Origin of the sequence: Vibrio sp. 14N.309.X.WAT.E.F5, assembly GCF_030397615.1 — a bacterium.
In the GTDB taxonomy this organism is placed as follows: Bacteria; Pseudomonadota; Gammaproteobacteria; order Enterobacterales; family Vibrionaceae; genus Vibrio; species Vibrio lentus.
The window spans coordinates 149,449-174,522 of sequence record NZ_JAPNXR010000010.1 but is presented as its reverse complement, the minus strand read 5'-3'; the positions used below and the strand labels follow the sequence as shown (position 1 = coordinate 174,522).

Sequence of the window (25,074 nt, the reverse complement as noted above, 5' to 3'; positions counted from 1 at the left end):
AAATTTGATCTATTTGGTGTGGCAATCGATTGCTAAGTGATAGAATCCCGCGAATTTTATTTTTCACTTTTCATATAACGACCATTTTTAAGGACATAACATGAAAAATGCTCTGCAAGGTGCGCAAATGCTGTTTGTAGCGTTTGGTGCGCTTGTACTGGTGCCACTACTAACAGGACTTGATCCCAACGTTGCACTATTTGGCGCAGGTATCGGTACCCTTTTATTCCAACTTATTACACGCCGTTCAGTGCCAATCTTCTTAGCATCTTCTTTTGCATTCATCGCCCCTATCATGTTTGGTATTCAAACTTGGGGCGTAGGTGCAACCATGGGCGGCCTAATGGCAGCCGGTGTTGTGTATGTATTAATGGGTGCCTTAATTAAGGTACGTGGTGTAGCCTTCATCCACAAACTGCTTCCACCCGTCGTGGTTGGCCCTGTAATCATGGTGATCGGTTTAGGTCTTGCGCCTGTTGCGGTAAACATGGCGTTAGGTAAAACAGGCGATGGTGCAGTTCAGCTTGTCGATGCAGATGCAGCACTGTGGATCTCTTCAATTTCACTGCTAGTAACGATTGTCATCAGTGTGTTCTCAAAAGGCTTCCTTAAGCTACTGCCTATCTTTGGTGGCATTGTCGCAGGTTACATCACAAGCTTAGTATACGGCGTCGTTGATTTTACCCCTGTCGCTCAAGCTGCTTGGTTAGCTCTACCTAACTTCACAGCGCCAGAATTCAACATCAACGCTATCTTCTTTATGGTGTTTGTTGCGATTGCCCCAGCCGTTGAACACGTTGGCGACATGCTTGCTATCTCTAACGTAACCGGCAAAGACTACCTTAAGAAGCCAGGTCTACACCGCACAATCACAGGTGACGGCGTGGCGACTATTGCAGCTTCTATGCTGGGCGCGCCACCAAACACAACCTACAGTGAAGTAACAGGTGCGGTAATGCTGACGAAAGCATTTAACCCAGTGATCATGACTTGGGCAGCAGTAACAGCGATTGTTCTAGCATTGGTTGGTAAGTTAGGTGCTCTACTTCAAACGATTCCAGTTCCTGTAATGGGCGGCATCATGATTCTCCTGTTTGGTTCAATCGCAACAGTCGGCCTGAACACCCTAATTCAGAGCAAAGTTGACCTACACAAATCACGTAACCTTGTGATTGTCGGTATTACTCTAGTATTCGGTATTGGCGGCATGGCATTTGGCATCGGTGACTTTAGCCTTCAAGGCGTAAGCTTATGCGGTATCGTGGCGATTCTACTGAACCTAGTCCTTCCAGAAGAGCTAGGCGACAACACCGTTGTAGATAAAGCGCAAATAGACTAACTAAGTCGACAAACTGATACAGGCTTGTGGGCCTCAATAAAGAGCATCACAAGCTAGCAAGATCAAAAAAGGGAGAGCATCGAATGCTCTCCCTTTTTATTAATACGGCTAATTCAGCGAGTTAAGAAACTGTTTAGAGTAACTTAAGCTGAAACCGAATTACTTAGTACCGAAGATCTTATCACCAGCATCGCCAAGACCAGGTACAATGTAGCCCTTGTCGTTTAGCTTCTCATCGATTGCAGCTGTGTAAAGCTCAACGTCTGGGTGTGCTTTTTCTAGAGCTGCGATACCTTCAGGAGCCGCTACAAGCACAAGAATCTTAAAGTGCTTACAACCTTTCTCTTTCATCAGGTCGATCGTTGCGATCATAGAACCACCTGTCGCAAGCATTGGATCTACTACTAAAGCAATACGCTCGTCGATGTTAGATGCAAGCTTGTTGAAGTATGGTACTGGCTCAAGTGTTTCTTCGTCACGGTAGATACCAACAACGCTGATACGTGCACTTGGGATGTGCTCAAGAACGCCGTCCATCATGCCTAGACCAGCACGTAGGATTGGCACTACAGTTACTTTTTTACCTTTAATTTGGTCAACTTCAACTGGACCGTTCCAACCATTAATAGTTACACGCTCAGTTTCAAAGTCTGATGTCGCTTCGTATGTTAGAAGGCTACCCACTTCTGTCGCTAGCTCGCGAAAACGCTTAGTGCTAATCTCACCTTCACGCATCAGGCCAATTTTATGTTTTACTAGCGGGTGTTTCACTTCAACAACTTTCATTTCCAACTCCGGCAATATTTAAACAAACCTGTAGATTATACACGAACTCTAAGGTTATTTCAGAATCTTTATTCTAATAAAAAAAACCGCGCAAACGTTTGCTCTTGGTAATCAAGCCCTGTTAGAATAGCGCCGTTTTCACATCCAACTTAAGTTCGAGGACTATCCCGTGAGTGGTAATACTTCTTCTCTAAGCTACAAAGACGCTGGTGTTGATATCGACGCAGGTAATGCACTAGTAGACCGTATTAAAGGTGCTGTTAAACGCACTCGTCGCCCTGAAGTAATGGGCGGTATTGGTGGCTTTGGCGCCCTATGTGAACTTCCAACGAAATACAAAGAGCCAGTGCTTGTTTCAGGTACTGATGGTGTTGGTACTAAACTTCGCCTTGCTTTGGATCTGAAAAAACACGACACCATTGGTATCGACCTAGTGGCAATGTGTGTGAACGACCTAATCGTTCAAGGTGGTGAGCCGCTATTCTTCCTAGACTACTACGCAACAGGTAAGCTAGATGTAGATACAGCAGCAGACGTTGTTTCTGGTATTGCTGAAGGCTGTGTTCAAGCTGGCTGTGCGCTAATCGGTGGTGAAACTGCTGAAATGCCGGGTATGTACGAAGGCGACGACTACGATGTAGCTGGCTTCTGTGTTGGTGTTGTAGAAAAAGCTGACATCATTGACGGTACTAAAGTAGCAGCAGGCGACGCACTTATCGCAGTTGGCTCAAGTGGTCCACACTCAAACGGTTACTCTTTAATTCGTAAAGTTCTAGAAGTTTCTGGTGCTGATAAGAGTGAAGAGCTAGAAGGTCGCACTATCGGTGAACACCTTCTAGAACCGACTAAGATTTACATCAAATCAGCACTTAAGATGATCGCAGAGCATGACATTCATGCTATCTCGCACATCACGGGTGGTGGTTTCTGGGAAAACATCCCACGCGTACTTCCTGAAGGTACTAAAGCAGTCATTGATGGCAAGAGCTGGGAATGGCCTGCTATCTTCAACTGGCTACAAGAGAAAGGTAACGTGGAGACATTTGAAATGTACCGCACTTTCAACTGTGGTGTAGGCCTAGTTGTTGCTCTACCTAAAGATCAAGCAGACGCTGCTGTTGAACTACTGAAAGCAGAAGGCGAAAACGCTTGGGTTATCGGTGAGATCGCAAACGCTCAAGCTGGCGAAGAGCAAGTTGAAATCAAATAAGTGACACGTTCGCTTACTTAGTTAATCAATGAGGACCTTATGGTCCTCATTTTGCTATTTAGCCCGCAGAAAACCTTAGTTTATGTAGGTACATTGTAAACAGTCCAGTTAATCAATCGTATGACCCACTCTATGAAGAACAGCCATTCTATGAATACCAGTCACTCTAAGAAAAACATCGTCGTTTTAGTCTCAGGAAGCGGAAGTAACTTGCAGGCAATTTTGGATGCCTGTGAGAGCCACACGATTGACGCCTCTGTTAAGGCCGTTTTCTCAAACAAAGCAGAGGCTTTTGGTCTAGAGAGAGCAAAGTCAGCAGGCGTTGACGCTCATTCGGTGAATCCAAAAGAATTTAATTCGCGTGAAGAATTTGATCATGAATTGATGGTTCAGATCGATGCTTACCAACCCGACCTGATTGTACTCGCTGGCTATATGCGCATTTTGAGTTCAGAGTTTGTTCGTCATTATGCGGGTAAAATGGTCAATATCCACCCTTCTCTGTTACCTAAGTATCCGGGGCTGCACACCCACCAGCGTGCTATTGATGCTCAGGACAAAGAGCATGGCACCAGCGTCCATTTTGTTACCGAAGAGCTCGATGGCGGTCCTGTAATCTTACAAGCTAAGGTGCCTGTATTTGAAGGTGATGATGCCGACATGCTAGCGAGCCGAGTACTCACCCAAGAACATTGCATTTATCCTCTGGTCTGCAAGTGGTTCGCGGAAGATCGTTTATCAATGGCAAACGGACAAGCTATCTTAGACGGCAAGGCATTGGGCAAGCACGGTTACGCAGAAGAGTGATTAGTTAAAACTAAACCAAATAAAAAGGCCGCTTACTGATTCATTAGTTCAGTAAGCGGCCTTTCTTTTATGTGTTTCAAAATAAAACTATTCGGAATACTTAGCTCAATGGCTCAGTCGGAGCTTGGCTTGCAACCTTTTTAGGTGCGTAAGCAACATCTTCCAACGCTTTATGGTTATTGCCGATCAGCTCACCAAAATGAAACAGTGCGTATTCGCCTGGCTTCATTCTAAACCACTCTTCATTGCATGTTAGAGGCTGCGTTGCGACGACCGTAACCACATCATTTGGCGTGGTCTCTTCTTGAAAGTTTATCTCAACATCTTCGTCAATCAGGCTCGCATTACCAAAAGGTGCACGTCTCGTTATCCAGTATAAGTGATTCGTACAATAGGTCATAACGTACTCACCATCACTGAGTAGCATGTTAAAGACACCTTTCTCACGCAACTGGTCACAACATTCCGCGACAAAGCGAAACATGCCTTCCATGTCTTGTGGTGGTTCAGGGAAACGATCTTCTAGCTGTTTCACTAACCAACAAAAAGAAAGCTCACTGTCCGTCTCGCCGACAGGTCTGAAACGACCACTAACCAGATCATCGTAATCCGTTAATTGGCCATTATGAGCGAAGGTCCAGTATCGTCCCCATAGCTCACGGGTAAATGGGTGAGTATTTTCTAGATTAACGCCACCACGATTGGCTTGACGGATATGACTGACAACAGCTTGGCTTTTAATTGGGTAGTTTTGAACTAACTCAGCAATCTTTGATTCACAGCTAGGGTTAGGATCTTTGAACGTTCGAAAGCCCTTCCCTTCATAAAAGGTGATTCCCCAACCATCACGATGTGGTCCGGTATTACCTCCACGCTGCATCAGGCCGGTGAAACTAAAACAAATATCAGTTGGCACATTCGCGCTCATACCGAGCAATTCACACATGGTTTAATCTACTCCCTTTTAAAACCAATGGAGCCTAAGCTGGGCTCCAAATGTCTGTAAAACTATTATTCCATTTCTTTTTCGACAAGCTGAATCACAATGTGAATGATCTTAATGTGAATCTCTTGGATGCGGTCAGCGTAACCAAAATGCGGAACTCGGATTTCGATATCAGCACAACCTGCCATTTTACCGCCATCTTTACCCGTCAATGCAATCGTCTTCATGCCTTTAGCTTGAGCAGCTTCAATCGCTTTTAGGATGTTGGCAGAGTTACCTGAAGTCGACAAACCAAACAACACATCACCTTTACGACCCACGGCTTCTACATAACGAGAAAAGACATGATCGTAACCAAAATCGTTACTTACACAAGACAGGTGGCTAGGGTCTGAAATCGCAATACCAGCGTAGCCTGGGCGATTTTCACGGTAACGGCCAGTTAGCTCTTCCGCAAAATGCATCGCATCACAGTGTGAGCCACCGTTACCACAAGAAAGCACTTTGCCTTCTTGTTTAAATGAGTCAGCAATCAATTTTGCCGCAGCTTCGATCTGAGCGATATTATGATCATCACTCAAAAACTTGTTAAGAACGTCAGCAGCTTCGTTCAATTCACTTTTGATTAGGTCTTGGTACATAAGGCTTATCTCTTATATTTTTTTACGCAACTTAAAGTACGTGAAATGAGAGCTGAGGGTTTTTCCCTCTTTATCACTGAGTTTACCCACAAACATGAAATAGTGTCGATACTTAAGCCAAAAGATTGCTACCAAAATTAATATCTCACTGCAGAACCGTCCAATTATTCACCACCAACCTCTCACAATTAGAATTTTAACTCTATTAAGATCACTTTTTACCCAATTTAGAGTTTTACAAATATTTAATATTTTGTTTACACTTAACTGGTTAGACCTCTTACCTAAAATCATAACGATAAGTGATCTCTGAAAAGGAAATCGATCATGAACATATTGCTCTCCCTACTTGCCATGACAACCATCTTTGGTGTCTGCCTTTACCATAGAGTTAGTCTGGTACGTGCTTTAATCGTATTAACCGGTTCAATGGTTGTACTGACATTGTTTGGCGGCGTAGCTGTCACTGGCTGGCTTTGTTACCTCTTGGCCGTTGCAATGCTTGCTGTACCTGCAATTCGTCAAACCATCATCAGCCAAAAAGCACTTTCTTTGTTTAAGAAAGTACTCCCTGCAATGTCACAGACAGAAAAAGAAGCATTGGAAGCGGGTACCGTATGGTGGGAAGCTGAGCTGTTCAAAGGCAAACCAGAATGGAAGAAACTTCAGGGCATTGCTGACCCTAAGCTCTCTGAAGCTGAACAAGCCTTTTTAGACGGACCTGTAAATCAGGTTTGTGAAATGGTGAACGATTACCAGGTGACGCATGAGTTAGCGGATCTGCCACCAGAAGTATGGCAATTCCTAAAAGACCACAAGTTCTTTGCCATGATCATCAAAAAGAAATACGGCGGTTTAGAATTCTCAGCTTACGCTCAGTCTTTGGTTCTACAGAAGCTAACGGGTGTTTCGAGCGTATTATCATCGACAGTTGGCGTACCTAACTCACTAGGCCCTGGTGAGCTATTGCAACACTACGGCACAGAAGATCAAAGAAACCATTACCTGCCACGCCTAGCTGAAGGTAAAGAGATCCCTTGTTTCGCACTGACCAGTCCAGAAGCAGGCTCAGACGCAGGCTCTATCCCAGATTATGGTGTGGTATGTAAGGGCGAATGGGAAGGTGAAGAAGTATTGGGCATGCGCCTAACTTGGAATAAGCGTTACATCACCCTAGCGCCTGTCGCGACAGTTTTGGGATTAGCCTTTAAACTGCGTGACCCAGATGGCCTGCTTGGTGATCAAAAAGATCTTGGTATCACCTGTGCGCTTATCCCAACTGATTTAAAAGGTGTTGAGATTGGCAATCGCCATTTCCCACTCAATGTTCCATTCCAAAACGGTCCAACTCAGGGCGACGACATCTTCGTGCCGATCGATTTCATCATTGGTGGCCAGAAAATGGCAGGCCAAGGCTGGCGCATGCTGGTTGAATGTCTATCGGTTGGCCGTGGTATAACACTGCCTTCAAACTCAACAGGTGGCATTAAGTCAGCAGCGCTGGCAACTGGTGCTTACGCTCGCATTCGTCGTCAGTTCAAACAACCAATCGGTCGTATGGAAGGGGTTGAAGAGCCACTAGCACGCCTAGCGGGTAATGCTTACGTGATGGATGCAGCGAGTAACCTAACCGTTGCAGGTATCGACCTTGGCGAAAAACCTTCAGTTATCTCTGCCATCGTTAAGTACCACTGTACTCACCGTGGCCAACGCAGCATCATCGATGCGATGGATATCGTCGGTGGTAAAGGCATTTGCTTAGGTCCATCAAACTTCTTAGCGCGTGGCTATCAAGGTTCGCCAATCGCGATTACCGTTGAAGGGGCAAACATCCTGACTCGTTCAATGATCATCTACGGTCAGGGCGCGATTCGTTGTCACCCTTATGTTCTAAGCGAAATGGAAGCGGCTTACTCTGAAAGCAGCGATGCACTGGATAAGTTCGATTCGGCGTTAGCTGGACACGTTAGCTTTACGCTCAGTAACCTCGTTCGTAGTTTGTGGTTTGGTTTAACCGACGGTCGTGGTTCTGATACACCAACACCAGTTAATAAAACTGACAAACAAACACAACGCTACTACCAAAAATTGAACCGCTACAGCGCTAACCTAGCGCTACTGTCTGATATTTCAATGGCGGTTCTTGGGGGCTCACTGAAACGTAGAGAGCGTCTTTCTGCAAGACTGGGCGACATCCTAAGTCAACTGTACTTGGGGTCTGCAACACTTAAGCGTTTTGAAAGTGAAGGCAGCCACGCTGAGGATCTACCGCTAGTACATTGGGGTATGCAAGATAGCTTACGTCAAACGGAAGTCGCGATTGATGAATTCCTAGCAAACTTCCCTAACCCGGTAATTGGACGCCTACTTCGTGTTGTACTGATGCCATTTGGTCGTATTCGTCGTGCACCCAATGACAAACTGGATAGCCAAGTAGCAAGCATACTGCAGACACCGAGTGAAACTCGTTCACGTATTGGCCGCGGTCAATACTTAGAAGCAACGGAATACAACCCTGTTGGTAAAATAGAAAAAGCACTAGAAGTGATTCTGCAAGCAGAGCCTTTATTCGACAAAGTCTGCAAAGAGACGCATCAAAAACGCGCTTTCTTAAGACTCGACCTTGTTGCTCAACTAGGACTTGAGAAAGGTATTTTAAATGAGCAAGAAGCTGCGTTGCTTGTTAGCGCTGAAGAACACCGACTATACACAATTAACGTTGACGACTTCGCACCAGAGGAACTCGCAGCAAAGTCACAATACCCAGGTCAATCGATTGATAACGTGGCCTAGCCAAAGTATCAGTTGTATCCGTACGTAATTAAGCAACTCAGTTACGAAACCAGATACACGAGATAGACCAGAAGCAAAAACGGGACTCATAGAGTCCCGTTTTTATATCACAATAAAGTAGTCGCAATGTTACATCCATGAGCTACTTACATCTATGAGCTAAAGCGAACGCTGAATGACCTTGCCAGCGTCGACTCCTGCTTTATTTAGGAGCTCTTAGCTGCATCTCAGGTTGAGCTTGCTTCTTCGCGGTCACTTTACGAATCACAAACCAGATCAATAAACCCAAGAGAATGGCGACAACATTACCGATGGCGATGATGATCATACTGCGTTGTCGGTCATCTTCGCGTTTCTGAAGAATCATCAACTCTGTCGCAATACGTTTTTTCTCGGCTAGCGCTTCTTCTTGAAGGCGTCTTGACTCCGCTAAATCAATATCTTCAACAACGCTGTATGATTGCTCTGTAATTGGAAAGATCAGTGGACGTTGACTTGAAGCATCGGTGGCGTAAACCATCCCTGACCAACTATAAATCCCCAAATCACCATTATAAGGCACCTCTAAAGGCACTTTCATCGCATCGACTTCAGCTTGCCCTTGCTTATACGTTACATACTCATCAGGGGCTTTATGCTCAACATGAACGGCTAATGAGCTTGGGGCTATCATGCCCGGCTCACCAGATACGACGATCGTGTGAGGCAGCCCTTCTTTACGAGACTGAATAAATGTTGTGGTGAGCGGTGTTGGATAAACCAAGACCTCTTGCTCTTGCGCTCGAAGGAACACACCGTTTCCAGAAGTAATACGCGCACGATATTTGCCCGGCTCAATATCAATCGGTAACGACACAGTAAAAACGCCATCTCCGGCTTGTTCATCAAGACCACTGCCATCATCGGCAAATTCGCCCATCACAACTGGAATTGGGCGCGCCTCTCTCACTAAAGACTCTTCATTTTCAACGAACTTAGTAAACGTAACTTTAAGCTTTACGCGATCTAAAAAATCGCGCAACACTAAAGGTTTGCCGTCTGATGTCAAACGAGCCGTAAATTTAATATTTTCGGTTTGATACAGTTTGTCTGGGAAGTCATTGGCATCTAAAACAAGGTGAGACAATAGCTTGATGTTGTTCTTAGGTGAGACCTTACCAACCGCTTGCCAAGGGCCTGGCATTGGATTGTCGATAGATATGATGTCCATTGACGACTCTTCGTACCAACGGACATTATCGGCATTGCGCCAAGCGTAGTATTTCTTACCGTCAGGGCGAACCAAAACGACAGGTTTAGAGTTATCGGCTCGATAAATCACAAAGGTGACTTGTTCAATACTGGGATCAACGCGAAAGCGGTTGTCCAATAAACTCATTACGGATTCCGTTGCCGCATGCAAGCTAAAGCTTAACAGCAATAAGTAACCGGTAGCCAATACCCTTAACATACTTTCTCCCTACTGACGCCAGAGGCAGCTTCCGCTTTTCTCGACGAGATCTAAACGACTTTGATGCGCTTCTACTTCATCGGCCGTAGCTCGTAAAACCTTTAGGGATTTTCGACCACTTTCTGCTCTTCGGATACTTTCTGCACCACCATCTTGTTGGCCAGCGTTAAATTGCAGCGAAGTTTGTCCACCTGTCATCAATAAATAGACGTCAGCTAGAATCTCCGCATCGAGTAAAGCGCCGTGGAGAGTACGGTGTGAGTTATCAATACCATAACGATCACATAAGATATCTAGGTTGTTTCTTTTACCCGGGAATATCTTTTTCGCCATCGCCAAGGTATCGGTAACTTTACAGTAGTCATCCGTTTTACCAATCGCAGGGTTGAGCTTCTCAAACTCATAATCCATAAAGCCCGTATCGAAGGGCGCATTGTGAGCCACCAGCTCAGCACCTTTGATAAAGTCGAGAAACTCTTTGTGAATATCTTGATACTCTGGTTTATCTACCAAGAACTCATCAGTAATACCGTGAACGCCAATCGCCTCTTCTTGAATGGCACGATCGGGTTTGATGTAGACGTGAAAATGACGCCCGGTCAATCGACGGTTGATGATCTCGACGGCACCGATTTCTACGATGCGATGACCCATATAGTGAGGACCACCTTCCGTATTCATACCGGTTGTTTCGGTATCGAGTACAATGATGCGTTTGTTTTCTGCGTTCGCCCCATTTTCTGATTTGGAGTTCGCTGCTGCGTCAACGCTTTGTTCTGGAGTGCTACTGGTATTCATAAGGATATCTGTGTCAGACTATGCCGATAATGTGCTTGAGGTAATAGTATCAAATCATGACGAAACAAGTTGAAATTTTCACTGATGGTTCTTGTTTAGGCAATCCAGGTCCCGGTGGCTATGGCATCGTACTTCGCTATAAAAAAGTCGAAAAGACACTCGCAGAAGGCTTTACACTAACGACCAACAATCGAATGGAAATGCTCGCCGCAGTCATTGCGCTTCAAGCACTCAAAGAACCCTGCTCTGTGATTCTAACAACAGACAGTCAATACGTACGTCAGGGCATCACCCAGTGGATCCATAACTGGAAAAAACGTGATTGGAAAACAGCGGATAAGAAGCCAGTGAAAAACGCCGACCTTTGGCAAAGGCTAGATAAAGAGACCGCACGTCATAGCGTTGATTGGCGTTGGGTAAAAGGGCATGCAGGACACAGAGAGAACGAAATGTGTGATGACCTAGCGAGAACCGCTGCTGAGAACCCAACTCAAGAAGATACGGGCTATCAACCAAGCTAATTGATAATTCCTTAGCCTAATTAATAGATGAAAAGCCGACTGCTAGTCGGCTTTTTCTGTTTTTAGCGGATATGAAGCCTTGTTTGAATGCTGCGTGGGGCGGCTATTGGTTCTAAAGCTTGCTCCAACAGGAGAAAAGCGTCGTTTGAGATGCCAATGAGGCTTAATCGGTTTAAGCGGATAAGTACGCTTACGAGCAACAATAAAATATTGGCTTCCCGCAAAGGATGCACAGCCACCCAAGCTATTCTCTAACCAAGTCCACATCGCCTGATATTTACTCATCGGAAATAGCGCATAGGTATCGCAGTGAATCACTTCATAATTCAACACACCTAACCAATCTTTCACACGATTTGGCGTATACATACGCCCACTCCAAGGCAAACTGTTCTTACGCCAAGGCAGTAAACTTGCGAGCCCGGTAATACTAAACGGATTGAAGCCAGTAATGATGATATAACCATCGTCCATCATCACTCGATCAACCTCTCTCAATAATCGGTGAGGGTCGTTGCTATAATCTAATTGATGACTGAGCACCACAACATCAAAGCTTTTCTCTAAAAAGGGTAAATTATAGCCATCCGCTATCACATTATGTAATGGGTTCTGGATATCTAGGTTTACTTGATGTTGAATGTTGCATGTGCAGCTAGAAATCTCACTACTGAGGCCACCGAGCTTGAGCATATGGTAGCCAAATAGCTTTGGACACCACTCATCGAGTCGAGTTTGAATAGATTCTCTCAACCAGTCCCCATTGTGCAACTGTGCCCAAGTGTAAGGACATTCAAACTTTTTTCTGCTACGTGCTGGCTTCATCAATAATCTGTCTCACTTATTCTGTCGCACTAAAAGTGACTGGAGAACCAATAATGTTACATATCAAAAGCATACCTGCATTTAACGACAATTACATCTGGCTGATTCAAAATAGCGATCGCCGTTGTGCTGTCGTCGACCCTGGTGATGCTGCTCCAGTATTAGAGTACTTAGCACACCATGAGCTAACTTTAGATGCAATCTTGATTACACACCACCACCATGATCACATTGGTGGCGTTCCAGAGTTAGTCAGACAATTCCCAAGCGTAGACGTCGTTGGTCCTAGAAATGAGCCAATTCCAACCCTGACTCACCCAGTCGATGACGGTGACCAGTTGGAACTGTTTGGTGAGGTGTTCCTAGTGCTTGGGCTAAGTGGCCATACTGCGGGGCACATTGGTTATGTAGGTGATGCAAAACTATTTTGTGGTGATGTGCTGTTTTCAGCTGGCTGCGGCCGAATCATGGAAGGCACACCACAACAGATGTTTGATGCACTGAACAAGATCACGGCACTTCCTCAAGAAACCGAAGTCTATTGTGCCCATGAATACACTGCCGCGAATATCGCTTTCGCACTGGCTGTTGAGCCTGATAACCAACATTTGCAGCAATATCGCGACCAAGTGAACCGACTGCGTGCGCAAAATAAGTCGACCATCCCCACAAATTTGAGACAAGAGAAGTTCGTTAACCCTTTCTTGCGTTACACCGAGCCAAGTGTAATCAAATCAGTCTCTAACCGCACCGAAAACACCGATCCTCTGTCAGTGTTCACCGCTTTACGTACGTGGAAGAACGAATTTTAACAAATACAGACTTGTCACTCATAGGGAGTGGCAAGTATTATCATCGGCCGTTTATTAAAAAGGCTGTAACATGCGAGTTAAGTACAGCTGGGCTTTGGTACTACTACTATCTGGTTGCCAATTAACTCAGTCAGAGAATCCAGACCAAGCTTCCGAGCAAACCAACACATCTCCTACTAAAGAAGTTTCTCAAGCGAACGTTTCATCAGAAGCGACCAAAGAAGAACCCAAAGTTGAAGCACCTGTCGTTACTCCACAAACACAACAAGATGTTTGGAAACGTATTGCGATGCAACTTGAAATGGAAGTACCAGACCAAAAGAAGGTCGATTACTACCGAACTTGGTATCTAAAGCACCCTAGTCATCTAAAGACCGTCTCACAACGTGCTGAACCCTTCCTTTATCTGATCACAACTAAGATTGAAGAAAAAGGCTTACCACTAGAATTGGCATTGTTGCCAGTTGTAGAAAGTTCTTTCGATGCGTTTGCCTACTCTCATGGCAGCGCTGCAGGTCTATGGCAGTTTATTTCTGGCACAGGCAAAGATTACGGACTAGAACAGAACTTCTGGTACGACGGTCGTCGTGATGTCGCCGCTTCTACCGATGCTGCATTGGATTTTCTATCAGACCTCAACAGACGTTTCGATGGCGATTGGAACCATGCCATTGCTGCCTATAACAGTGGCGGTGGTCGTGTAAGCAGTGCTATCCGCAAAAACAAGAAGCTAGGTAAGCCAATCGACTTCTTCTCTTTGGATTTACCAAAAGAGACCAGCAGCTACGTACCTAAGCTACTTGCACTGGCTGACGTAATTGCCAACCAAGAAAAGTATGGCATCGACATTCCTGCGATCCCAAACAAGCCGGTATTGACACTGGTTAACCCAGACGAACAACTTGATCTGGCGATTGCGGCAAACTACGCAGGCATTCCGGTAAAAGAGCTGCAAGGCTACAACCCCGCTTATAACCAGTGGGCGACGGCACCAGAAAAACATCAGCAATTATTGCTTCCTCTAAGCTCTGTTGAGAAGTTCAACAAAGAAGTGGCGGCCAATAAAGGCAAAGGCATGAAGTTGGTGCGCTATAAAGTGCAATCTGGCGATAGCATCAGCGTACTGGCGAATAAATACAACACCACCAGCAAAGTGATTCGCTCTGCAAACGGGATGAGCAACAACAATATCCGTGTTGGTCAGCACCTACTTATCCCAACCTCAACCAAAGACGACAAAACGTACGCACTAAGCGCTTCAAACCGCCTAGCAAGCACACAGTCGAAGAGTCGAGGTCAATATAAGCTAAGCCATACGGTAAGAAGTGGTGACAGCCTGTGGACGATTGCACGCGCAAATAAGGTATCTCATCAATCACTGGCTAAGTGGAATGGCATGGGGCCACGCGACACACTGCGTATTGGTCAAGAACTGGTCATTTGGAAGAATGGTTCAGACGGTGCCATCATCCGCACTATCTTTTATAACGTAAGATCGGGTGACACAGTCAGCGGTATTGCATCAAAGTTCAAAGTAAAAAGTGCAGATGTTGTAAAATGGAACACTTTGCAGAACAAAAAATACCTACAGCCAGGACAGAAACTGAAGCTGTATGTTGATGTAACTAAGGTAAGTGTATGAACCCGTCAAGTAACCCACTCGTCATGCTGTTGGATATTTTCCGAGCACCAACAGCTTGTTTCTTAGCGCTTTATCAGCGAAGTGCTTGGGGATGGCAACCCTACGTCGTATTAATACTCAGTCCATTTTTATTTTGGGGTGCCTATTTTTCGAATGTAGATTTTGCATGGTTAAGCGCAGAGTTGTCACAGCAACTCGCTCAAACGAACCCAGACCAATTGGCGTTACTTGACAGCAATACCCTACTCGCGAGTGAAATCATCAGCGATGTGTTTGGCCGAACGTTAACCATCGCTCTGTTGGCGTTCTGGTTTAACCTAGCAACCAAACCAAGCCAACATCAGCACAGTTACTGGCGATGGTTTGCAGCTTCGTCTGTTGTGATGTTCCCGGCTGTTTTAGGAGATGTGGCGAGCTACGCAAGCCTAATACTCAAACACGGACATGTGATGAACTACGCTGCTGACTTGAACAGCTTAAACGGCTTAATCAAGTTACCGCTCACCAATGACTGGTCGCAGTTTGCTAGCTCATTACCACTGCTTCTACCGTGGTACATCGTGCTGGGTTATGCCGCGGTATTGACGTGGACTGAGTTTGAACGCGGGCAAGCGCTTGTGATTTCAGGCTTACCATGGGTTGGCTATTACCTAATCTGGGCACTCTACATTTTAATCTTTTAAGTTGAAGAGATAAGGCTAGCGAAAACTCTCTAGCCTATTTGCTCCGTTAGATTACCCAACGTAACCACCGAGCGAATGGTTAAGCTCCAATAGCTAATAACTATTTAGCCTTAAAGGTCACTCGCATAGGATTATGATCAGAAGCGTCTGTAATGGGCGCTTTTGCTTTTTCTACCTCTAGCCCTCGATAGAACACGTGGTCGAGCACCAGTCCTGTAATGAACTGAGTTCTGTTATCTGGCTCAAAGGCAACTTCCGTCAAACCAACTTTCTCCAACGCATCTTTCAACACAGCAAAGCGAGCTTCACTCCAGCTATTAAAGTCCCCAGCAAAAATAACAGGCCCACGATATTTTTGCAGATTGTCGGTTAAACTCTTGATCTGAGCCTCGTAATCTTCCGTACCAAAGGTAAAGTTCACGGCATGGATATTAATCACAGCCAACTCTTCGCCATTACTTAGTTGGTAGCGCGACCAAAGCGCGGATTTAGGCAGTTGAAGCCAAGGTTCTTCATGAGTATAAGCACAAGCTTCGATCGGTAGATGCGTCGCTAGGTTGAGTACGCCCGCACTTTGTTCAAAAGCTTCAAATGCATTCACTCGAGTACTTCCCCACTGGCCACTCGTCACCCATTGGCGAAGCCCTTCTGTCATACTCGCTTCTTGCAGTAGCACTAGATCGCTTCCTGCCGACAGCTTATTCAGTTCACTCTGCCAATTACTGCGGTTTTGCTTGTAAATATTCCACACGGTGAGACTCAATCCGTCAGACACATCAATCGCCTTCGGTTTCGAGTTTTGATAGCAGCTATAGATATCATTACTGGTGTTTTGAGAGGAAGTGATCAGGTTAGGTTTGTTCGGGATCACGAAGATAATATGAAAACTAGCAACAGCAAGTATTATCAAAACTGCGATAACAATGATGGTTTTCTTAAACATACAGCACCCTACCAGAAATGAAAAAGGAGCGATAAACGCTCCTTTTAGGGTAATAGTTTTTTTATACGGCGTCTTCGTCTTCTTCGCCAGTACGAATACGTACCACACGTTCAACGTCAGTAATGAAGATCTTACCGTCGCCGATTTTACCAGTTTGAGCCGTTTCGATAATGGTATCAACACATTGGTCAGCCACTTCATCGGTCACAACAATTTCCAATTTCACTTTAGGTAAAAAGTCGACCATGTACTCTGCGCCGCGGTATAGCTCAGTATGACCTTTCTGTCGTCCAAAGCCTTTAACTTCAGATACTGTCATACCCGTAATGCCCACTTCTGCAAGTGCTTCACGTACATCATCAAGCTTGAATGGCTTAATAATGGCTTCAATCTTTTTCATGTTCATCCCTTAAACTGTGCGAATAGGTCATTATCGGTTAGCTATAGTAAACATTCAATGAAAAAAGCCAGAGCTTTAAAGCTCTGGCTCGAAATTTATCGTCTTGTTTAATCAGCGCTTTGAGAAGGTTTTACTTAAGGCTTGCGTAGTAAGCGGCTAGATTTGCGATGTCTTCATCACTCAGCATAGAAGCTTGCGCCTGCATTACAGCGGCCAAACCGCCATTACGCTGTTTTGTTTTGTACGCATTGATTGATGAAACGATGTACTGCTCGTTTTGTCCTTTCAGGTTTGGGTAACCCGGAATCATAGCGATACCATCAGCACCATGACACGCCGCACAGATCGCTGCTTTAGCTTGACCTGCAGCAACATCACCCGCCAGAGCGTTACCACTCAATAGTCCAAATCCAAGAACTAATCCTAGTGTAATTTTCTTCATTGCATATTCCATTAATTATTTTTATTAAAGTGACGTCGAATTGTGACACAAACTTTTTCTACTTGCTCCAAAGCGCTTCACAATCTTGACCTTCGTAGTCCTTATCTACGAATAATCCTAAAACAGCGATCACTCGATCACCATCCATTAATATGGGTGTTCTGCGTCTTAACCAACTGGGTACTTGGTATTCCTGAAAGAGCTTCTTGAGCTTTCTGCTATGCCCGCGCCCGACAGGATGAGCCGAGAGCCCTTCAGGGTTAAAAATAACTCGTAGTGATTCGCTTGTGTTCGACAAACTAAAGCTTTGCGAATCACAGTTATGAGTAACAGAATCACTCGGTAATGAGTTTAAGTGGATCTCACCTAAACCATCAGGTAATAGTAAATTCTCATCAATCAAGATTTCACTTACCCAGTTCGACAAATCTTTGGTGTCTTGTACCAAATAGAGCTGATTATTAAAGCGCCTAACCTCAACATCATTCAACACCAGCTTAGGATTGGCATCTGCCTGAGAACAAGCCACTTCATCCCAAATAAGTTTTAGCTGCTTTTGGCTTGGCATCGGTTGATTACAATGGCTGATCCACATTCTGATCAAACGTGCTCGTAACAAATCAGAATGCTGAGATAACGCCTCAATGCTTAAGCTCTTACTGTTACTGCCTACCAAAGCTTGCAGGAACTGTGATTCAAGCAACTCATCGAGCAATAACTCTTGCTCTGCGCAAAGCTGAGCACTGCGACTTACCGACTCGCGAAAACTAGGCCAGCGCTCAGTCAGCGTTGGCGTTACTTGATGGCGAATAAAGTTACGGTCAAAACGCAGATCCTGATTACTCTCATCTTCGACCCAAGTTAACCCCATGTCGTGAGCCGACGCTTCGATGTCTGATCGAGTCACTGACAGCAGAGGTCTCACAATAAACGCTTCTCCAAACGACATCACTTTCGCCATTGAAGAGAGTCCTTTCGGACCACTGCCACGTTTTAACGCCAACAAGAAAGTCTCAAGTTGATCGTCAATGTGTTGGCCCGTAACAAGCACATCGCCCTGTCTGATGTGCTGCTGAAAAGCTTGGTAGCGAGCATCTCGAGCAAGCTTTTCAACGCTCTCACCACCGTTGATATCCAACGAGACCCTTTCTACAGCTAACGAAACCGACAAAGCATCACACCATGCTTGGCATTGTTCTACCCAGTGGTCGGCATGTTCGCTTAGGCCATGGTGAACATGTACCGCACGACACTCAATGTCATGCGTTTGCGCGTACTGCGCCGCTAACTCTAACAAAACTCGAGAATCAACACCGCCACTGAAAGCCACGATCAATCTACTAGGCTTGAGTGCGCTTTGATGAAGTACCGATGTGAAGGCTTCGATTAAGTGAGTCATGAGCGAGTGAACCATGAGAGTAGGTTTGAAGGGGAATGTTCTAATAATAAAAAAGGGTTGGCACTGAGTCCAACCCTTTCATCATCTTGTTACTTGAAGCTGCCTCATTTCAAGGCACGCTTATCAGCAGTAACCGTAGCTCATTAGGCGTTGGTAACGACGCTCAAGAAGCGATTCGTTATCAAACTGCTCTAGCTCTTCTAGCTGTTTAACTAGCATGTCTTTCATGTTCTGAGCCGTTTGTACTGGATCGCGGTGCGCGCCACCTAGAGGCTCAGGAATGATTTCGTCGATAAGCTCTAGCTCTTTCAGGCGAGGAGCAACTAGGCCCATCGCTTCTGCAGCTTGTGGCGCTTTATCTGAATCACGCCACAGGATAGAAGCACAACCTTCTGGAGAGATTACTGAGTACGTAGAGTACTGAAGCATGTTCACGTAGTCGCCAACACCGATCGCTAGTGCACCACCAGAACCGCCTTCACCAACAACGTTACAGATAACTGGAACTGAAAGGCCGGCCATTACTTTAAGGTTCTTTGCGATCGCTTCAGATTGACCACGTTCTTCAGCACCAACACCTGGGTATGCACCCGCAGTATCGATGAAAGTAATAATTGGCATGTTGAAACGCTCAGCCGTTTCCATTAAGCGAAGTGCCTTACGGTAACCTTCTGGCTTTGGCATACCAAAGTTACGGATCACTTTCTCTTTAGTCTCACGACCTTTCTGGTGACCAATAACCATAACAGGACGACCATTTAGACGAGCCATACCACCCACAATTGCTTTGTCGTCAGCGTAAGCGCGATCGCCCGCCATCTCTTCAAATTCTGTGAAGGCATGCTCCAGGTAATCTTTGGTGTACGGACGTTGAGGGTGACGAGCAAGTTGAGCTACCTGCCATGCACCTAAGTCACTAAAGATTTTCTGTTTAAGCTCTAAGCTTTTTTTCTCTAGTTGTTCAATTTCTTTGTCTAGATCTACCGCTGTGTCACCACCGTGACGTGAAACGTCACGTAGCGCTTCGATTTTTGCTTCAAGTTCAGCGATAGGCTTTTCAAATTCTAGAAAGTTCAGGCTCATCTATGAATCCTTGTTGATTCAGCTCCACAATCATGGAGCTAAATTTTAGTTAAATTCGAGTTCTACTTGGCTATTTCCAAGCAGCTGTTTTAATTCGTCTAGTAATGTATCACTTGGCGTCACACGCCATTCTGTGCCCAATGTTAACCGCGCTCTAGCGTCGGCACGCTGGTAGTATACATTGACTGGGACCGTTCCGGCTCTATAAGGTTCTAAGATTTGACTAAAGCGTTCAAAAAATTGACCATTAATTTGGGATTGGTCGATAGATATCGACACCCCACGAGCATATTTCTCACGGGCGCTTCCTAAGTCCATGACCTCGCGCGCGGACATTTTAAGCCCACCATTGAAATCATCAAAGCTGACCTGTCCAGAAACGACCACTATTTTATCTTTTTCGAGCAATTCAGCGTAGCGATCGAGCGCATCCGAGAACAACATCACTTCCATTCGCCCCGATCGGTCGTCGAGGGTCATCAAACCAATTCGAGTTCCACGCTTCGTGGTCATTACCCTAGCAGCAATTACTAAGCCTGCAATCGTTAATGACTGGTCACGACGTGTCGGCGTCGCATCTTTCAAGCGACAGCTGGTGTATTTCGCGAGCTCTTTAATGTACGCATTAACCGGGTGACCCGTTAAATACAAACCAAGCGTTTCGCGTTCACCTTCTAGCCAAACCTTTTCAGGCCATTTAGGCACTTGAGTATACTTGTGTTCCACCTCTTCCGGAGCGTCGGTCAAAACACCAAACATATCCGATTGACCAAAAGACTCAGCGTGGTGATGTTGGCTTGCCGCCTTAACCGCATCTTTCAATGAGGCCATCATCGCTGCTCGGTGAGGACCTAATCTATCTAAGGCGCCTGACAGAATCAACTTTTCGATAACACGCTTGTTCACTTTTTTCAGATCAAGTCGTGCACAGAAGTCGAACAAGTCTTTAAAGTAACCACCTTTATTACGCGCTTCGATAATGGCTTCAATTGGGCCTTCACCAACCCCTTTAATCGCACCGATGCCATAAACAATTGCGCCATCTTCATCGACATTAAAGCGGTAGAGGCCCGAGTTGATGTCAGGTGGAAGGAGCTTGAGCTTCATACGGAAACACTCATCGACAAGGCCAATAACCTTCTCGGTGTTATCCATATCCGCGGTCATTACTGCCGCCATGAATTCCGCAGGGTAGTGTGTTTTCAACCACAGTGTTTGATAAGAAACCAGTGCGTATGCAGCCGAGTGAGATTTGTTAAAGCCGTAGCCCGCAAACTTCTCTACCAAGTCAAAGATCTTCATGGACAGTTCGCCATCAACACCATTGGCTTCAGCACCTTCTTTGAAGGTACCGCGCTGCTTTGCCATCTCTTCGGGCTTTTTCTTACCCATCGCACGACGCAGCATATCGGCTCCACCAAGCGTATAACCCGCAAGGATCTGAGCGATTTGCATTACCTGTTCTTGATACAGGATGATGCCGTAAGTCGGTTCTAGTGTTTCTTTCAATGATTCGTGTTGCCACGTTTCATCAGGGTAAGATACCGCCTCTCGTCCGTGTTTACGGTCGATAAAGTTATCTACCATGCCTGATTGCAGAGGGCCCGGACGGAACAAGGCCACCAATGCGATGATATCTTCAAAACAGTCGGGCTGTAGACGCTTGATCAGGTCTTTCATACCGCGAGATTCCAGCTGGAATACCGCCGTCGTTTCTGAATTCTGTAATAGGTTAAATGACGCTTGATCATCCAGAGGAATCGACTCGATACGAACCGGATCTTTCCCCTCTTTCGCTAAGCGAGGGTTTACTAGGCCTAACGCCCAGTCAATGATTGTCAGTGTACGTAGACCCAAGAAGTCGAACTTAACCAAGCCTGCTGTTTCTACGTCATTCTTATCGAATTGCGTTACCGGGAAGTTGCCTTCCGCATCAGCATAGATAGGTGCAAAATCAGTAATCGTGGTCGGTGAGATTACAACACCACCTGCGTGTTTACCTGCGTTTCGCGTACAACCTTCTAGAATTCGACATTTATCAATCAGCTCACGAACTTCTTCATCACCATCATAAAGTTCAGGCAATGCAGGCTCTGCGAGGAATGCTTTCTCTAGCGTCATACCCGGATCAGGCGGAACCAGCTTAGAAATACGGTCAACGAAGCCAAATGGGTGGCCTAACACACGACCTACATCTCGAATTACCGCTTTCGCCGCCATGGTACCGAAGGTAATGATCTGAGAAACAGCATCACGACCGTACATTTCAGCCACGTGATCAATAACTTGGTCACGCTTATCCATACAGAAGTCGATATCGAAATCGGGCATAGATACACGTTCTGGGTTCAAGAAACGCTCGAACAGCAAGTCATATTCAAGTGGATCAAGATCGGTGATATCAAGCGCGTAAGCCACCAAAGAACCGGCACCAGAACCACGACCAGGACCTACTGGTACATCATTATCTTTTGACCACTGGATAAACTCCATTACGATCAAGAAGTAACCTGGGAAACCCATGTTGTTGACAACTTCAAGCTCGATCTTGAGTCGCTCATCGTATTCAGGCCTGCGTTCAGCTCTGACTTTCTCATCAGGAAATAGGAATGCTAAACGTCGTTCAAGACCTTCTTCTGATTTCTTAATCAGGAAGTCTTCAATCGCTAAACCTTCCGTAGGGAAGTTAGGCAAGAAGTATTCGCCCAATCGCACGGTGACATTACAACGCTTAGCGATCTCAACACTGTTTTCCAGAGCTTCAGGAATGTCTGAGAACAGCTCACACATCTCTTCTTCACTACGTAGATACTGCTGCGGGCTGTAGTTTTTTGGTCGACGTGGATCAACCATGGTAAAGCCGTCGTGAATCGCTACACGAATTTCATGGGCGTCAAACAAGTCTTCAGAAATGAATACCACTTCGTTGGTCGCAACAACTGGCAAATCTTCTTGCTCAGCCAGTTCCAGCGCAAAGTGCAGATAGGACTCTTCATCCGGACGCCCAGTACGGATCAGCTCCAGATAAAAACGGTCTGCGAAGTACGTTTTGTAAAACTCGACACTACTTGCAACCAACTCTCGGTTGCCTTTCAGCAACGCCTTGCCAATCTCACCTTCTTTCGCACCCGATAAAAGAATCAGGCCTTCGGCATGCTCAATCAGCCACTCTTTATCAATCACTGGCTGATGCTGTACGTGACCACGAAGGTAAGCTTTTGAAATCAATAACGTTAGGTTGTTGTAACCTTTGTTACTCGTTGCAATAACGGTGAGTTTGGTCAATTCGTCGCCAAACTCAGGAGACTGCATCAGGAAGTCAGCACCAATAATTGGCTTAACCCCACACCCATGGGCTGTACCGTAGAATTTCACCAAACCACATAGGTTGGTAAAGTCGGTCAGTGCTAGAGCAGGCATACCCATCTCAGCAACTTTCTTAACCAATGGTGGTACCTTTGATAGGCCATCCACCATAGAAAAGTCACTGTGTACGCGAAGGTGAACAAATTTTGGATCTGACATTATTTTTCCTGAGTTCTAGGTTTGAGCCTAGGATTACAACTGTGTGTATTCTATTTTTTTCTACTGCAAGTAGGCAACTTTATTCGATAGCCAGTTCCAATCAATAGGAAGCCACTATCAATAGGAAGCCAGAGCAATATAAAGTTTAATCAATGCGCTCTAGTCAATGCCAAGAACACGTTTTACTGGCTTAAAGCTTTTGCGGTAATGCTCAGTTACACCATGTTTTTCAATCGCTTCGAAATGCGCTTTGGTCGGGTAACCTTTATGTTGAGCAAAGCCGAACTCTGGATGAAGCTTATCAAGTTCTTCCATCTCTTGGTCACGAACTACTTTAGCGATGATAGATGCCGCACTGATTTCAGCAACTCGCAAGTCCCCTTTCACAATCGCCAAACCATCCATCGGTAATTCTGGAACACGGTTACCGTCGATCAGAGCCATGTCTGGCTGAACGCTTAGCCCTGCGATAGCTCGCTGCATAGCAACCATGGTCGCTTGTAGAATATTTAACTCATCAATTTCTTGTGGAGAGCAACGGCCAACCGACCACGCCAATGCTTTCTCTTTTATCTCAGGAAGCAGGGCAAGACGTTTCTTCTCGGACAATTTTTTTGAGTCGTTTAAGCCTTCGATAGGGTTATTAGGATCGAGGATAACGGCCGCAGTCACGACATCACCGACTAATGGACCACGACCCACTTCATCCACACCAGCAAACAACTGGTAACCTTGAGGGTATTCAAACGGAGGAAGCTCTTTTTTCTCTTTTACTGCCATCATTCTTCTCTTAATGTTCTGTAAACAAGCGTTTTATGACTCAACAAACGGTCGGTTAATCAGTTTCAATACCGCGTTAGCCGCTTGTTTATCCGCGTCTTTACGGATCCAGTGATGCATTTCAGTAAAGCGCTCAATCAGTGGCGCGTTGTCCGTTGAAAGCATCTTGTCGACCGATGGGAAAAGGTAATCTGGGTGACACTCTTCAAGAATGTGTTCTTTTACGATTTCCTCACCCGCTAGGATATTCGGTAACGAGACAAATTCTGTTATCGACAATTTCTTCACGATATAGCCAGTGAGCTTGTTTACCTTGTAGCCTACGACCATCGGGCGCTTAAGCAACATACATTCAAGCGCAACGGTACCAGAAGCTAATAGAACTGAGTCAGAAGCGGTAATCACGTTTCTCGCAGTATCTTCCACGAGTGTGAATTCCAACTCAGGCGCCGTCGATTGCCATATCTCGATAAACTGTTTTTTACGCTGTTCATTAACCAACGCAACAACAAAGTTAATATCAGGATATTTCTGCTTAATACGCTGACAAGTCTCGATAAATGGCTGAGCAATCAAACTCATTTCACCACCACGACTACCCGGCAATACCGCTAACCATTGCTTATCTAGATCAAGACCTAAAAGCTCTCGAGCGTCTCGTTTACTCGGTTCCAAAGGAATCGAGTCTGCCAACGTGTGGCCAACGAATTCACAGGCAACGTTATATTTATCGTAGAACGCTTTTTCAAACGGTAGGAAAGCTAATACCAAGTCGGTTGCTTTATCGATTTTAAAGATACGTTTTGGACGCCAAGCCCATACTGAAGGACTCACGTAATGCACTGTTTTGATGCCAGCGTTCTTAAGATCGAGTTCAAGTCTCAGGTTGAAGTCAGGCGCATCAATACCAACAAACACATCGGGTGGGTTCTGGGTGAAATACTTCACCAGTTCCGCTTTCACTTTAAGTAAGCGAGGCAAACGTCCAAGTACTTCAACCAAACCCATCACAGCAAGCTCTTCCATTTCGAAAAGAGACTCACAACCAAGGGCTTTCATTTTGGGGCCGCCAATACCGACGAATTCTGCATTTGGGTATTGTGATTTAATCGCTTTTATAAAGCCTTCACCCAGTGTGTCGCCAGAAAGTTCCCCAACAACGATACCCACACGCAGTGGTTCGTTCGAAACAAAATTCGAGGTGTTAGTTTGTGTATCTTGCTGTGCCATAGTTTTCCCTTCTCGCCTA

22 protein-coding genes are annotated in these 25,074 nt (G+C 45.5%); 8 read left to right on the top strand and 14 right to left on the bottom strand.

Annotation, left to right across the window (positions count from 1 at the left end):
• Positions 1-100 precede the first annotated feature (100 nt).
• A complete protein-coding gene (locus tag OW495_RS13315; RefSeq protein WP_099165302.1) occupies positions 101-1,339 on the top strand; it encodes a uracil-xanthine permease family protein in 1,239 nt (412 codons plus the stop codon).
• A gap of 159 nt (positions 1,340-1,498) precedes the next feature.
• Here the strand turns inward: OW495_RS13315 and upp are convergent, their stop codons facing one another.
• Positions 1,499-2,125, bottom strand: coding sequence for a uracil phosphoribosyltransferase (gene upp, locus OW495_RS13310; protein WP_017060716.1), 627 nt, complete (start codon positions 2,123-2,125; stop codon positions 1,499-1,501).
• A 169-nt stretch (positions 2,126-2,294) separates the two neighbouring features.
• On the opposite strand from upp, the gene purM reads away from it, so the two are divergent.
• Positions 2,295-3,335, top strand: coding sequence for a phosphoribosylformylglycinamidine cyclo-ligase (gene purM, locus OW495_RS13305; protein ID WP_102513489.1), 1,041 nt, complete (start codon positions 2,295-2,297; stop codon positions 3,333-3,335).
• A gap of 132 nt (positions 3,336-3,467) precedes the next feature.
• Positions 3,468-4,142 carry a phosphoribosylglycinamide formyltransferase gene (purN, locus tag OW495_RS13300; protein ID WP_076668318.1) on the top strand — a complete coding sequence of 225 codons (675 nt, stop codon included), beginning with the start codon at positions 3,468-3,470 and terminating at the stop codon, positions 4,140-4,142.
• 100 nt (positions 4,143-4,242) lie between these two features.
• On the opposite strand, the gene OW495_RS13295 is transcribed toward purN, so the two are convergent.
• Both OW495_RS13295 and lpcA read right to left on the bottom strand, forming a co-directional pair.
• Positions 4,243-5,088, bottom strand: a complete 846-nt coding sequence (locus OW495_RS13295) for a class II glutamine amidotransferase (RefSeq protein ID WP_017079424.1) — start codon at positions 5,086-5,088, stop codon at positions 4,243-4,245.
• Positions 5,089-5,153: 65 nt separating this feature from the next.
• Positions 5,154-5,729: a D-sedoheptulose 7-phosphate isomerase gene (gene lpcA / locus OW495_RS13290; RefSeq protein WP_017063379.1), complete on the bottom strand. Its 576-nt coding sequence runs from the start codon at positions 5,727-5,729 to the stop codon at positions 5,154-5,156.
• A gap of 327 nt (positions 5,730-6,056) precedes the next feature.
• Between lpcA and fadE the strand changes: the two genes are divergently transcribed.
• Positions 6,057-8,522 carry an acyl-CoA dehydrogenase FadE gene (fadE, locus tag OW495_RS13285; RefSeq protein WP_102513490.1) on the top strand — a complete coding sequence of 822 codons (2,466 nt, stop codon included), beginning with the start codon at positions 6,057-6,059 and terminating at the stop codon, positions 8,520-8,522.
• Positions 8,523-8,724: 202 nt separating this feature from the next.
• Here the strand turns inward: fadE and OW495_RS13280 are convergent, their stop codons facing one another.
• Both OW495_RS13280 and dnaQ read right to left on the bottom strand, forming a co-directional pair.
• Positions 8,725-9,972: a TIGR03503 family protein gene (locus OW495_RS13280; protein WP_102513491.1), complete on the bottom strand. Its 1,248-nt coding sequence runs from the start codon at positions 9,970-9,972 to the stop codon at positions 8,725-8,727.
• A gap of 9 nt (positions 9,973-9,981) precedes the next feature.
• Positions 9,982-10,770 (bottom strand): DNA polymerase III subunit epsilon, encoded by a 789-nt coding sequence (dnaQ, locus tag OW495_RS13275; RefSeq protein WP_170960633.1) that lies wholly within the window; start codon positions 10,768-10,770, stop codon positions 9,982-9,984.
• A gap of 56 nt (positions 10,771-10,826) precedes the next feature.
• Between dnaQ and rnhA the strand changes: the two genes are divergently transcribed.
• Entirely contained in the window at positions 10,827-11,291 is a 465-nt protein-coding gene (gene rnhA / locus OW495_RS13270) for a ribonuclease HI (RefSeq protein WP_017107203.1), read from the top strand.
• A 42-nt stretch (positions 11,292-11,333) separates the two neighbouring features.
• On the opposite strand, the gene OW495_RS13265 is transcribed toward rnhA, so the two are convergent.
• On the bottom strand, positions 11,334-12,116 hold the full coding sequence (locus tag OW495_RS13265; RefSeq protein WP_029225915.1) for a class I SAM-dependent methyltransferase: 783 nt from the start codon (positions 12,114-12,116) through the stop codon (positions 11,334-11,336).
• A gap of 53 nt (positions 12,117-12,169) precedes the next feature.
• Here OW495_RS13265 and gloB point away from each other — a divergent pair, with 53 nt between their 5' ends.
• The 3 genes from gloB (at position 12,170) to OW495_RS13250 (ending at position 15,253) form a co-directional block, all read left to right on the top strand.
• Complete coding sequence (gene gloB, locus OW495_RS13260) at positions 12,170-12,928, top strand: hydroxyacylglutathione hydrolase (protein ID WP_017107201.1); 759 nt, start codon at positions 12,170-12,172, stop codon at positions 12,926-12,928.
• Positions 12,929-12,998: 70 nt separating this feature from the next.
• A complete protein-coding gene (locus tag OW495_RS13255; RefSeq protein ID WP_102513492.1) occupies positions 12,999-14,570 on the top strand; it encodes a LysM peptidoglycan-binding domain-containing protein in 1,572 nt (523 codons plus the stop codon).
• Complete coding sequence (locus OW495_RS13250) at positions 14,567-15,253, top strand: YIP1 family protein (RefSeq protein ID WP_102435062.1); 687 nt, start codon at positions 14,567-14,569, stop codon at positions 15,251-15,253. Before OW495_RS13255 ends, OW495_RS13250 begins: the two co-directional genes overlap by 4 nt.
• Before the next feature lie 100 nt (positions 15,254-15,353).
• Here OW495_RS13250 and OW495_RS13245 read toward each other — a convergent pair whose 3' ends face one another.
• The 8 genes from OW495_RS13245 to lpxB form a co-directional block, all read right to left on the bottom strand.
• On the bottom strand, positions 15,354-16,196 hold the full coding sequence (locus OW495_RS13245; RefSeq protein WP_102513493.1) for an endonuclease/exonuclease/phosphatase family protein: 843 nt from the start codon (positions 16,194-16,196) through the stop codon (positions 15,354-15,356).
• A 61-nt stretch (positions 16,197-16,257) separates the two neighbouring features.
• Positions 16,258-16,596, bottom strand: a complete 339-nt coding sequence (gene glnB, locus OW495_RS13240; protein ID WP_004738609.1) for a nitrogen regulatory protein P-II — start codon at positions 16,594-16,596, stop codon at positions 16,258-16,260.
• Between the two features lie 130 nt (positions 16,597-16,726).
• Positions 16,727-17,038: a cytochrome c gene (locus OW495_RS13235; RefSeq protein ID WP_004734334.1), complete on the bottom strand. Its 312-nt coding sequence runs from the start codon at positions 17,036-17,038 to the stop codon at positions 16,727-16,729.
• Positions 17,039-17,096: 58 nt separating this feature from the next.
• Positions 17,097-18,437: a tRNA lysidine(34) synthetase TilS gene (gene tilS, locus OW495_RS13230; protein WP_102513494.1), complete on the bottom strand. Its 1,341-nt coding sequence runs from the start codon at positions 18,435-18,437 to the stop codon at positions 17,097-17,099.
• A 123-nt stretch (positions 18,438-18,560) separates the two neighbouring features.
• Positions 18,561-19,520, bottom strand: a complete 960-nt coding sequence (accA, locus tag OW495_RS13225; protein ID WP_017107195.1) for an acetyl-CoA carboxylase carboxyl transferase subunit alpha — start codon at positions 19,518-19,520, stop codon at positions 18,561-18,563.
• Between the two features lie 45 nt (positions 19,521-19,565).
• On the bottom strand, positions 19,566-23,045 hold the full coding sequence (dnaE, locus tag OW495_RS13220; protein WP_102513495.1) for a DNA polymerase III subunit alpha: 3,480 nt from the start codon (positions 23,043-23,045) through the stop codon (positions 19,566-19,568).
• A 159-nt stretch (positions 23,046-23,204) separates the two neighbouring features.
• Entirely contained in the window at positions 23,205-23,825 is a 621-nt protein-coding gene (rnhB, locus tag OW495_RS13215) for a ribonuclease HII (RefSeq protein WP_065110917.1), read from the bottom strand.
• 33 nt (positions 23,826-23,858) lie between these two features.
• Complete coding sequence (gene lpxB / locus OW495_RS13210) at positions 23,859-25,055, bottom strand: lipid-A-disaccharide synthase (RefSeq protein WP_102513496.1); 1,197 nt, start codon at positions 25,053-25,055, stop codon at positions 23,859-23,861.
• Positions 25,056-25,074 lie beyond the last annotated feature (19 nt).